We start from the raw sequence: 11185 nt of genomic DNA, 5'->3' as shown, positions 1-11185 counted from the left end.
GTCATGGGTGATGGGTACTTGCTGAACGTGAGCCAAAGCTTACGCCGAGATGGATTTTTCCTTCGAGCCATCACGAACTCGCGATAATTCGTGATCGCAAACGCTGTTTTCCATTCCTCCCTTCGAACTATACGTGCGCTGCACCATTTTTGGTGCAACGCAAAATTTGCCTATGGAATGGGATGTTTTTTGGGTCAGAGATGTTGTCCTAATTTGCCGCAGAGGAATGATCGTCGCACTTCGTGTTGCGGATTAAAAAAAAAGATGTCTACATGCGCCCGTTCACGAGGACTACCGAGTTCTACACGGGTTCGTGAAGATACCCTCCAAAGGCCAGGCAAAGACGGGAAAAAATCCCGCAATTCCTGAGATCGGGGGCGGGGTAATCGGGAGTTTTCGGGATCGACTTGCAAGCGTGGCAAGACTTTTCTCAAAATGGAGGAAGCGCAATGCGCAAAAGTGCATTCGCATGCGGTTTGCTAGCTACTGCCGCGTTCTCGGCGCCCGTCTGGGCGAACGATGACGTGATCAAGTTGTCTAGCGATCCGAATAACTGGGCTATTCAGTCCGGTGACTATGCCGGAACCCGGTATTCGACACTTGACCAAATCACAACGGCCAACGTCGGCCAGCTCAAAGTGGCCTGGACGTTCTCGACGGGCGTTCTTCGTGGTCACGAAGGCGGTCCTCTGGTCATCGGCGATACGATGTGGCTTCACTCGGCGTTCCCGAACATCGTGTTCGCCTTGAACCTCGCCGATGAGAATAAGATCATCTGGAAGTACTCGCCGAAGCAGGATCCCTCGGTTATTCCTGTCATGTGCTGTGACACGGTTAACCGTGGCGTTCAGTACGCCGAAGGCAAGATCTTCCTGCATCAGGCTGATACGTCTCTCGTCGCCCTCGACGCAAAGACGGGTAAAGAACTTTGGAAGGTCGTCGACGGCGATCCGAAGAAGGGCGAAACCGGCACAGGCGCTCCGCTTGTCGTCAAGGATAAGGTTGTCATCGGTATTTCGGGCGCTGAGTTCGGCGTTCGCTGCCACGTGACGGCCTATGACATCAACAGCGGCAAGAAAGTTTGGCGCGCTTACTCGATGGGCCCGGATTCAGACATCCTGGTCGATCCCGAGAAGACGATCTCGCTCGGCAAGCCTGTCGGCAAGAACTCTTCGCTGAAGACCTGGAATGGCGATCAGTGGAAGATCGGCGGCGGTTCGACTTGGGGCTATATGGCCTTCGATCCCGAACTCAACCTGATCTACTACGGAACGGGTAACCCCTCGACCTGGAACCCTGCACAGCGTGCGGGACCGGATGGCAAGCCGATCGACCAGAAGTGGTCGATGACGATGTTTGCTCGTGATGTCGATACCGGCGTTGCGAAGTGGGCCTACCAGATGACGCCGTTCGACGAGTGGGACTATGACGGCATCAACGAGCCGATCCTAGCCGAACTCGATTTCGGCGGCACGAAGCGTAAAACGGCCACTCACTTCGACCGTAACGGCTTCGGCTACACCTGGGATCGTACGACTGGCGAATTGCTTGTTGCCCAGAAGTATGACCCGGTCGTCAACTGGTCGACGGGCGTCGACATGGACAAGAACAGCCCGACGTATGGTCGTCCTGCTGTTGTGAAAAAGTACTCGACCTTTGCAGGCGGTGCCGATCACAACACGAAGGGCATCTGCCCGGCAGCTCTCGGCTCGAAGGACGAACAGCCGGCTTCATACTCGAAGCTGACAGGTTTGTTCTACGTTCCGACGAACCACGTGTGCATGGACTACGAGCCATTTAAGGTTTCGTATACGGCTGGTCAGCCTTACGTTGGCGCCACGCTCTCCATGTTCCCGGCTCCGGACAGCCATGGCGGTATGGGCAACTTCATCGCCTGGGACGGCGTTGCGGGCAAGATCGTCTGGTCGAAGCCTGAGCAGTTCTCGGTCTGGTCTGGTGCTTTGACGACAGCTGGCGGCGTTGCTTTCTACGGCACGCTCGAAGGCTACTTCAAAGCCGTCGATCAGAAGGATGGCAAGGAGCTGTTCAAGTTCAAGACGCCGTCGGGCATCATCGGCAACGCTATGACTTACTCGCATGGTGGTAAGCAGTACGTTGGCGTGTTCTCGGGCGTTGGTGGCTGGGCCGGTATTGGTCTTGCTGCTGGCTTGACGAACCCGACCGATGGTCTGGGTGCTGTCGGTGGCTACGCTGGCCTCAAAGAGTACACCAACCTTGGTGGCTCGCTGACAGTGTTTGCGCTGCCATAGGCGAAAGCCAGAAATGCGAGCCGGCGCAGGGCAACCTGCGCCGGCTCTTTTGCGACATCATGATCGCGGCTGAGAGAGATCCTGCGGCCTTATCTGGCAAAGCTCGATCGATCGGATAGCGCGAGTTATCTAGAAATTCATGCGCGCGAGGGCCGTCTGGCAAGCTTGTGTCTTGACCCAGCGAATGTGTACCTCTAGGGCGTAAAGTATCCGCAATCCGCGAATGCAATCCCAACAGCGGTTAGACAAAATTCGGTAAAGGAAGAGGAACTCGTGAACAAGTTTGGCAAGGTACTGGCGGTGGCAGTGCTAACCTGCACTGCCGTGGGTTTAACGGCCTGCAACGAGAAGAAATCAGAAGAAACGTCCGCTCCGGCGCCGGCTGCGGAAACCACACCGGCACCGGCAGCTGAGACGCCGGCCACGCCTGCAGCTCCTGCTGCTGAAACGCCGGCCACTCCGGCGGCGACACCTGCTCCTGAGGAGAAGAAGTCGGAAGCTGCTCCGGAGGCTGCACCGTCCGCGACCGAGCCCGCAAAGACAGAAGAGTCAACGCCAGCGGCACCGGAAACTCCAGCGGCCACCCCAGAACCCGAGAAGAAATCGGAGGCGCCATCGCCGTCTTCGACGACGGCCGACGCACCTGCGGCGCCCGCTGCGGACGAGAAACCTCAGCAGTCGGCAGACGCGACCGCTGCTCCAGCCGCCGCGCCGGCAGCCACTGAGACGAAGCCCGCCGATGCCGCACCAGCTGACGCTAAACCGGCCGACGCGGCACCAGCTGATGCTAAGCCAGCCGACGCCGCTGCTGCGGGCGATATCAAGGACCGCACATCACCTCCCGATCCGGTTTCGGAACTTGCGAAAAGTCAGGGCTTCAAGTTCGAAGATGGCCGCTACCGCAATAAGGACGGCGACCCGCAGTATGTTGTGACCAAAGACTACATGGTCGATTGGGGGACTTGGAACGGTTTCCGCCGTTATCACGATGCCTGCCACGTCTGCCACGGCCCGAACGCGCTCGGCAGCACGTTTGCCCCCGCACTCGCCGACTCGTTGAAGACGATGGATTACAGTACGTTCGTCGCCACGGTATCAGGCGGGCGCACCGTCAATCGTGCGGGCACGACATATGTGATGCCGGCGTTCGGCTCCGATCGCAACATCATGTGCTACATCGATGATATCTACACGTACATCAAGGCACGCTCGACCGATGCAATGCCTCCGGGACGCCCGAATAGCCGCGAAGATGTTGCGCCCGAGACGCAAAAAGCGGCCAACGATTGCACCGGGTAGAATCTGGAAAACTATCTCCAATTCACCATATAGTGATTTGTCTGCGGCTTTCGGCGCGGCGCAGTAGCTCACTATCTAACGGCAGAAGAGAAAGCGGGGGGCGGTCGTAGTAACGACGTGCCCCGTTGCCGTTTGAAATCGTAAGACGAACAAAAAGGTCATCGCCGTGAGGAAACAAGCGTTAACAAGCCGATTTTCGACAGCGCCGGTCATGGTGCTGGCCGTCGCTGGAATTTTTTCAGGAATGGCGCTCACCAGTCCGCTCATGGCGCAAATTGTGCCGAGAGCCGATCTCGTCAATCGCAAGGAGCTTCGCGTCTGCGCCGATCCTGCAGACCTGCCGTTTTCCAATCAAAAGGGTGAGGGCTTCGAAAACAAGATAGCCGAGATCATCGGCGACGAGTTGAAGTTGCCGGTCGTCTACACTTGGTTTCCGAAGACGATGGGCTTCATTCGCATGACGTTGGCCGCCAAGAAATGCGATCTCGTGATCGGTTGGGGGCAGGGTGATGACATCGTGCTCAACACCAACGCGATCTACCGCTCGACATCGGCGCTTGTTTATAAAAAGGGCACGGGCCTCGATGGTGTCGACACGATCGCCGACCCGCGCTTGAAGGGCAAAAAAATCGGCGTGGTGCAGGGCTCTCCAGGCGGCAACTACATCGCCAAGGATGGCCTGATGGGCAACATCAAAGGTTATCCGATGATGGTCGATCGCCGGTACTTCAATCCGGCTCAGGAAATGATGAATGATATTCGTTCCGGCGAGATCGCCTCCGGCGTGCAATGGGGGCCGATCGCGGCCTATTGGGCGGCGCGTGACGGTGAGAAGCTCGTTGTCGTTCCGCTGCTCAAAGAAACGGGTGCCGGTAAGATTGCGTTCCGCGTAACGATGGGCGTTCGCCAAGGCGACGATGCCTGGAAGCGGCGTTTGAATGAGGTTATCCGCAAACGTCAGGGCGACATCGATAAGGTTCTTCTTGATTACGGTGTGCCGCTCCTCGTCGACGACGACACATCGATGGAGATGATCACCAAGCCGCGGACAGCCGATGCCTCGAGTGTTAAACCCGCCGCGACGACGACTGCGGCTAGTCCCAACGGGGCCACTGGAACGCCGCCGGCAGCTCCCGCTCCCTAACAGACGCGACGACACGTGCCAGGCGCCCGGTGCCCTGGTACGTGTTGCGTTGTCCCGTCAACATCGCGACAGATCGATACGAGGCGGTGCACACGGCGGGAGACTTTCGCATTTGGGACCTTCCTTCCGGAAATGGCTGCATCAAGTAGCGAGCGCTACTGCAGTGGCCATCGCGCTTGCGTATCCCGCGACAGCACTGGTGCGAAGCTTGATCGCGCAAGCAGTCGCCGCCGAGGTATCGGCACAGCCTGCGAATGGTCCGGTGCCTGAACCCCAGGACTACCGCACCGACGATTATCGGACGCCCGTTCCGCTGACGCTTCGAGGCGCGACAGTTCTTTCGGACAGAGAGGCGATGAAGATCTGGTCGGCCAAGTCGGGTGTCTTCATTGATGTCTATCCACATGCGCCGAAGCCTGACAACTTGCCCGCCGATACGTTGTGGCGAGAGACGACGCATCAGTCGATCGAAGATGCCGTCTGGCTGCCGAACGTCGGATACGGTGTGCTGGCACCCACTACCGATGCCTATTTCAGGCGTCATCTCGAAGCTCTGACCAACCACGATAAGACAAAGCAACTCGTCTTCTTTTGTCTCAGGAATTGCTGGATGAGCTGGAACGCCGCCAAGCGGGCAATGAGTTACGGGTATACCAACGTCGATTGGTATCGTGACGGTAGCGATGGCTGGCAGGAGGCTGGCGGTCTTGTCGAAGAAGTCAGTCCGCTGCCCTGAGCAGTTCTTGCTGCGAGAAAGAATTTGAGAGCGGTAAGGCTCAAAAGTCGGTCAACGGCTGGAGAATGCGGGCCATTCGGCCTTTGAAACGCAGTTTGCCATCCGTCGCAACAAGGCAGATGCAACCTTGCTCGGCGTCGGCGATCGGGCCGTGTTCGATATCTTCGTCGACCTCGGCCACGTCTCCGGTAGCGTAACGTGCACGCGCGTCGCGAAACGCACCTCTGAGCACCAGCGTCAATTCCGAGCCCCTATGACCATGCTCGGGTAACGACAGGCCGGCGGCAACTTTGATTAGCCGCAGCGTACTCGATCCTTCATGTGAAAGCGCGATGCGGTGTTGCCAAATTCCGCGGCCGGCACGCTTCCACGGCACCCGATCCAACGACGTTCCCAAAGTTCTTACGAGCGGTGCCGGCACGTCGCCGTCCGATCGCGGTTGCCGTTCGTCACGCTCTTGGAGGTCGCGCATCGAAGTGACCTCGGCCTCACATGCGATAGCGGTCGGCGTCATCGCCTCGAGCAGCACTGCTCCGATTTGCTCCATCACGGAAAGCTGTTTGCGGCAGCCTGGGCACATTGCGATGTGACTTGCCATCACGGCGGCAAACGCTTCGGGCATGCTGCCGGCGGAGCAGCTCATCAGGCTCTCAGGGGCGGGATGGTGCGTGATGGCCATCTACTTCAAGTCCTCGACGGCATCGCGGATTTTTGAATACGCAAGCCGCATGCGCGATTTGACGGTACCAAGCGGCAATCGCAGGCGGTCGGCAATTTCACCGTGCGACAGGCCGTCGACGTATGAGAGAACGACAACCTCGTGCTGATCGGGCGGCAACTCGGCAAGAGCCTGCTGTATCCGCGTCCGGCGTTCCTGTTCCGCCAACGCCTCATCGGGATTCGCATCGTGACTAACTTCCTGATCATAGCCGTCAGGCAGCGCGACCCACGCCATCTCTCTACGCAGCTTGTCAATTCTCAGATTGCGAGCGATCGTAAAAATCCACGTCGTCGCACTGCCTTTTTCGCCCGAATAAAGCGCCGCCTTTCGCCATACGGTCAGCAAGGTTTCCTGGGCAAGTTCCTCGGCCGTATTAGCGTCGGCGCCCTGTCGCATCATGTAGGTTTTTACGCGGGGCGCGTAGGCTTCAAAAAGTTTGCGAAAGGCCTCGACGTCGGCGCCTTCAGCGATGCGCTGTAGAATTTCGGTCATCGACATCAGGTAACGACCGTTTGCCTGCACGACTTGCGGGCCGTGCGATTGCCGGAATGGCATTCATAGCCGAACGTTACCGGGGGCGCCACTTTTGGGGGCGCAGGAGGGTGGCGGATAACCCCATTCGCGGCTTAGTGTAGAAGGACGGTTCTTGCGAGGCCCATGACAACGGGGGACGGAGTGACTCTCAACGAAGTGGCCATTCTTCTGGCGGCTCTGGCGCTGGCAGCGCCACTATCGCGCTGGCTCGGAATAGCCCCGGTTCTCGGCTACCTTGTGGCCGGCGTTCTGCTTGGGCCCTTTGGCGTCGGAGCCCTGTTCTCCGAGCGCGATGCCGAGCAGGTTCTGCATTTCGCAGAGTTCGGCATCGTTCTGTTGCTCTTTTTGATCGGGCTCGAACTCCGGCCGAAACGACTGTGGGCGATGCGGCAGGCCATCTTCGGTCTCGGTGCGGCGCAGGTTGCCTTGACGTCTGTGGCGCTCAGCTTCATCGCGTTGGTATTTTTCGGAACGCGGTGGCAGCCGTCGCTGTTCGCGGGCGCGGCGCTGGCGCTGTCCTCGACGGCGTTTGCGTTGCAGGTGATGGAAGAAAACGGCGAGCTCTCGACGCGCCACGGTAGGCTCGGATTTTCCGTACTGTTATTTCAAGACCTCGCCGCCATACCACTCATTGCTCTTGCGCCGTACTTCGCTGTTTCAGCTGCCGCCGCTGTTCCGAAGATCGATTATTTGGCGTTTGCAAGAGGCCTTGGTACCATCGTCGTCGTCGTCGTCATCGGGCGATATGTGCTCGATGTTCTGCTACGCCTCGTGGCGTTGTCGCGGGTCAAGGAGGCGATGACGGCTGCGGCGCTTCTGACCGTTGTCGGCGTCACGCTCATCATGGAGGACGCTGGGCTATCGGCCTCTCTCGGCGCTTTCATTGCCGGCGCGCTGCTCGCTGAAAGCAGCTATCGCCACGAGCTCGAGGCCGACATCGCGCCTTTCGAAGGCTTGCTGCTCGGAATCTTCTTCACCGCAATCGGCATGTCGCTCAATCTCGGGCTGTTGGTGTCGGAACCGCAGATTATTGTTACGCTGACGATCTTACTTATAGTCATCAAGGCACTGGTTCTCTTTCTGCTTGGCCGCTTGCAGGGGCTCGCATCCGGGCCATCGCGACGTCTGGCGCTGGCTCTGTCGCAAGGCGGAGAGTTCGCTTTCGTGCTGTTGTCGGTCGGACGTGCCGCTGGCGTGCTGGGCAGTCGGCCTTCCGAAATTCTCGCAGTCGTCGTGACGCTATCAATGGCGTTGACGCCGCTTCTTTTGATGCTGGATCGCGTGCTTTCGAGAAGGGCGATGACGTCGCTCCGCGCATTCGACGAATTGCCCGAGGCCGACGGGCACGTGGTGATCGCCGGTTTTGGCCGTTTCGGACAGATCACCGCCCGCGTGCTGCGAGCCAAGGGCGTGCCCTTTACGGCGCTCGACATCAGTGCCGAGCAGGTGGAATTCGTCAAACGGTTCGGCAGCAAGGCGTTCTTCGGCGATGCAAGCCGCTCGGAAGTGTTGGAAGCGGCGCAAATCGACAAGGCTCGCGCGTTCGTACTGGCCATCGACGACGTGGAAGCGGCAATGCGCGCGGCCGAGATTGTGAAAACCCATTATCCACATGTGCCGATTTACGCCCGCGCCCGCGATCGCGCCCACGCCCACAGGCTGCTCGATCTCGGTGTCGCTGCCTTGAGACGCGAGACATTTCTGGCTTCCCTCGATCTGACGCGCGAGCTTCTCAAGGGGCTCGGCTACTCCGACCGCATCGCGAACCGAACCGTCAACACCTTCAAGGCGCACGACGAACGCCGGTTGATAGAGGATTACAAACTCGCCTCCGATGTCGAGAAGCTTCAAGAACGGGCGCGCGGTTCCAACGCGATGCTCGAGAAGCTCTTCCGCGAGGATGAAATCGAAGAAGCGAAGCTGGCGCAGACAGAAAGCAATCAGCGGGAGGCGAAACCGCAACGGGAACCGAGGGTCAAGGTCTGATGGGCAATCGCTGCCGGCCAAGCGTGACACATGGTCCCCGAACCCCAAGAAGCGGCCATGCGAGGCTATTGCCGTGCATGAAAGCCCGGGGCGAGGTAGACGGCGTTTCAATCCCCCGGTAAATGTCCGCTCAACCTTTGTGGGCGGGCGCATTCAGGCACCCCGGAACACGGACTCACATGACAATGAGCAAAGTCCAGACCCAGGCCGTAGCGTCGCCGCAGCCGAACATCAACGAGATGGCCAATGCCATCCGCGCGCTCGCTATGGACGCCGTTCAAGCAGCAAATTCCGGCCATCCGGGTATGCCGATGGGCATGGCCGACGTCGCGACCGTGCTGTTCAGCGGTGCGCTGAAATTCGATGCCGCCGCTCCCGCGTGGCCAAACCGCGACCGCTTCATCCTGTCGGCCGGTCATGGGTCGATGCTGCTGTACGCGCTGCTCTATCTCACCGGCTATCCCGGCATGACGATCGAGGACCTGAAGAATTTTCGCCAGTTTGGGTCGAAGACTGCAGGTCACCCCGAACACGGCCACGCACCTGGTATCGAGACCACGACCGGTCCGCTCGGTCAGGGTCTGGCGAATGCCGTCGGCATCGCCCTTTCGGAACAGCTGCTGGCGGCGCGCGTCGGCGGGGACCTCATCGATTACCACACGTACGTCATCGCCGGCGATGGCTGCCTGATGGAAGGCATCAGCCAGGAGGCGATCTCTCTCGCCGGTCATCTGAAGCTCGGCAAGCTTATCGTGCTGTGGGACGACAATTCGATTTCGATCGACGGAGCAACGAGCCTGTCGGTCTCCGACAATGAGCTGAAGCGCTTCGAGGCTTCCGGTTGGAATACGACCCGCGTCGACGGTCACGATACCGCCGCCGTCGCCGCCGCGATCGACAAGGCAAAAAATGACTCCTCGCGGCCGTGGCTGATTGCCTGCAAGACGACGATCGGATTCGGTGCGCCGACGAAGGCCGGCAAATCCTCCGCGCATGGCGAACCGCTCGGCGTCGAGGAAATCAAAGGGGCGCGCGAAAAGCTCGGCTGGCCTTATCCGCCGTTCGATATTCCGGATCATGTTCTTTCGGCTTGGCGCGAAGTCGGCAGCCGAGGCGCCAAGGCCAACGCCGATTGGAAGAAGCGGGCTGCAGCCGCAAGTTCCGAAGCGAAAGCTTTGATCGACGGCCGCGACGCGACGGGTGCCGTCGCCGCTGCAATTGCCGATGCGAAAGGCGCCTTTGTCGCCGACACGGCCAAACGTGCGACTCGCGTCTGGTCGCAATTGACACTCGAGCGATTGGTTCCGGTGCTTCCTGAGCTCATCGGCGGATCGGCGGATCTGACGGGTTCGAACGGTACGAAGACGAAGCATCACACGGCGATCGCGCCGGGTAATTTCGCAGGCAACTACGTGCACTACGGCGTACGCGAGCACGGCATGGCGGCCGCGATGAACGGTCTCGCTCTCTCGGGTTCGTTCATTCCGTACGGCGGCACGTTTCTGGTTTTCACAGACTATTGCCGGCCAGCGATCAGGCTTTCGGCGTTGATGAAGCAGCGTGTCATCTACGTTATGACGCATGACTCGATCGGCCTCGGCGAAGACGGACCGACGCATCAGCCGGTCGAGCATCTCAGCGCACTGCGTGCGATACCGAACCTCAACGTGTTCCGGCCAGCAGACGGCGTCGAAACGGCGGAGTGCTGGGAGCTGGCACTTGCCGCGAAGCAAACTCCGTCGATCCTCGCCCTGTCGCGGCAAGCGGTTCCGAATTTGCGCGGCAACAGCGCCGAAAATCTTTCCGCCAAAGGCGGCTACGTTTTGAAATTGCCCGAAGGCAAGCGCGACGTGACGCTGCTCGCGACAGGCACCGAAGTCGGCCTCGCCGTAGATGCGGCGGGCGTTTTGGCGAAAGAGGGGATCGCGGCCGCCGTCGTGTCGATGCCGTCATTCGAACTCTTCCGCGCACAGACCCAGGATTACCAGCACGACGTTCTCGGCCACCAGCCGCGCGTTGCGATAGAAGCCGGCGTTGCGCAGTCGTGGCATGAGTGGCTGAGAAAATCTGATCGCTTCGTCGGAATGTCGAGCTTTGGCGCCTCGGCGCCGGCGCCGAAGCTTTTCGAAGCGTTCGGGATCACGGCGGCGCATGTCGCGGAGTCGGCGCGCCAAGCCATCAAATCCGCATCGCAAGGCTGAACGAAACGCCGGCGGCAATCGCAACGTATTGGTCATCGGAATGAATCTCGACAAGCTGAAGACGACGGACGGTATCGACGTCGCGGGAAAGCGCGTGATCGTTCGTGCTGATCTCAACGTGCCGGTCAAGGATGGCAAGGTCACCGATGCAACGCGGCTCGAGCGCGTCATGCCCGGCCTCAAGTCGCTCGCGGACCGCGGCGCCAAAGTCATCGTCATCTCGCACTTCGGCAGGCCGAAAGGTGGCCCGCAAGCCGATCTCTCTTTGAAGCCGATTGCCGAGGCGCTGCAGGA

Annotated in this window: 9 protein-coding genes; 7 read left to right on the top strand and 2 right to left on the bottom strand. The window is 59.6% G+C overall.

Translation table 11 applies throughout. The features are described from left to right. Window positions 1-449: 449 nt before the first annotated feature. From VN623_RS01695 to VN623_RS01680, 4 genes are all read left to right on the top strand, one after another. A complete protein-coding gene (locus VN623_RS01695; RefSeq protein WP_325567460.1) occupies window positions 450-2270 on the top strand; it encodes a methanol/ethanol family PQQ-dependent dehydrogenase in 1821 nt (606 codons plus the stop codon). 273 nt (window positions 2271-2543) lie between these two features. Continuing rightward, the gene (locus VN623_RS01690; RefSeq protein WP_325567458.1) at window positions 2544-3569 is read left to right on the top strand and encodes a c-type cytochrome, methanol metabolism-related; all 1026 of its coding nucleotides are present in this window, start codon (window positions 2544-2546) and stop codon (window positions 3567-3569) included. Between the two features lie 244 nt (window positions 3570-3813). Continuing rightward, window positions 3814-4713 (top strand): substrate-binding domain-containing protein, encoded by a 900-nt coding sequence (locus tag VN623_RS01685; protein WP_325567456.1) that lies wholly within the window; start codon window positions 3814-3816, stop codon window positions 4711-4713. A 199-nt stretch (window positions 4714-4912) separates the two neighbouring features. Then, the gene (locus VN623_RS01680) at window positions 4913-5449 is read left to right on the top strand and encodes a PQQ-dependent catabolism-associated CXXCW motif protein (protein ID WP_325567466.1); all 537 of its coding nucleotides are present in this window, start codon (window positions 4913-4915) and stop codon (window positions 5447-5449) included. Between the two features lie 40 nt (window positions 5450-5489). Here the strand turns inward: VN623_RS01680 and VN623_RS01675 are convergent, their stop codons facing one another. After that, the gene (locus tag VN623_RS01675; RefSeq protein WP_325567454.1) at window positions 5490-6128 is read right to left on the bottom strand and encodes a ChrR family anti-sigma-E factor; all 639 of its coding nucleotides are present in this window, start codon (window positions 6126-6128) and stop codon (window positions 5490-5492) included. Then, window positions 6129-6725, bottom strand: coding sequence for a sigma-70 family RNA polymerase sigma factor (locus VN623_RS01670; RefSeq protein WP_325567451.1), 597 nt, complete (start codon window positions 6723-6725; stop codon window positions 6129-6131). Between the two features lie 120 nt (window positions 6726-6845). Here VN623_RS01670 and VN623_RS01665 point away from each other — a divergent pair, with 120 nt between their 5' ends. The 3 genes from VN623_RS01665 to pgk form a co-directional block, all read left to right on the top strand. Then, window positions 6846-8690, top strand: coding sequence for a monovalent cation:proton antiporter-2 (CPA2) family protein (locus VN623_RS01665; RefSeq protein WP_325567449.1), 1845 nt, complete (start codon window positions 6846-6848; stop codon window positions 8688-8690). Window positions 8691-8875: 185 nt separating this feature from the next. Continuing rightward, window positions 8876-10891 (top strand): transketolase, encoded by a 2016-nt coding sequence (gene tkt, locus VN623_RS01660; protein WP_325567464.1) that lies wholly within the window; start codon window positions 8876-8878, stop codon window positions 10889-10891. Window positions 10892-10931: 40 nt separating this feature from the next. Then, a partial coding sequence (gene pgk / locus VN623_RS01655) for a phosphoglycerate kinase (RefSeq protein ID WP_325567462.1) occupies window positions 10932-11185 on the top strand: 254 nt, incomplete at its 3' end.

Origin of the sequence: Hyphomicrobium sp. (assembly GCF_035572195.1) — a bacterium.
Lineage (GTDB): Bacteria > Pseudomonadota > Alphaproteobacteria > Rhizobiales > Hyphomicrobiaceae > Hyphomicrobium_B.
Note: the sequence above shows the minus strand (reverse complement) of the source record. Positions and strands in the feature narration are given on the sequence as shown.

What these genes read in the sequence shown, in the direction of transcription:
- VN623_RS01685 (WP_325567456.1), top strand. Translation starts at nt 3,814, where the DNA reads ATGGCGCTCACCAGTCCGCTCATGGCGCAAATTGTGCCGAGAGCCGAT.
- VN623_RS01670 (WP_325567451.1), bottom strand. Translation starts at nt 6,725, where the DNA reads ATGCCATTCCGGCAATCGCACGGCCCGCAAGTCGTGCAGGCAAACGGT.
- VN623_RS01675 (WP_325567454.1), bottom strand. Translation starts at nt 6,128, where the DNA reads ATGGCCATCACGCACCATCCCGCCCCTGAGAGCCTGATGAGCTGCTCC.
- tkt (WP_325567464.1), top strand. Translation starts at nt 8,876, where the DNA reads ATGAGCAAAGTCCAGACCCAGGCCGTAGCGTCGCCGCAGCCGAACATC.
- VN623_RS01695 (WP_325567460.1), top strand. Translation starts at nt 450, where the DNA reads ATGCGCAAAAGTGCATTCGCATGCGGTTTGCTAGCTACTGCCGCGTTC.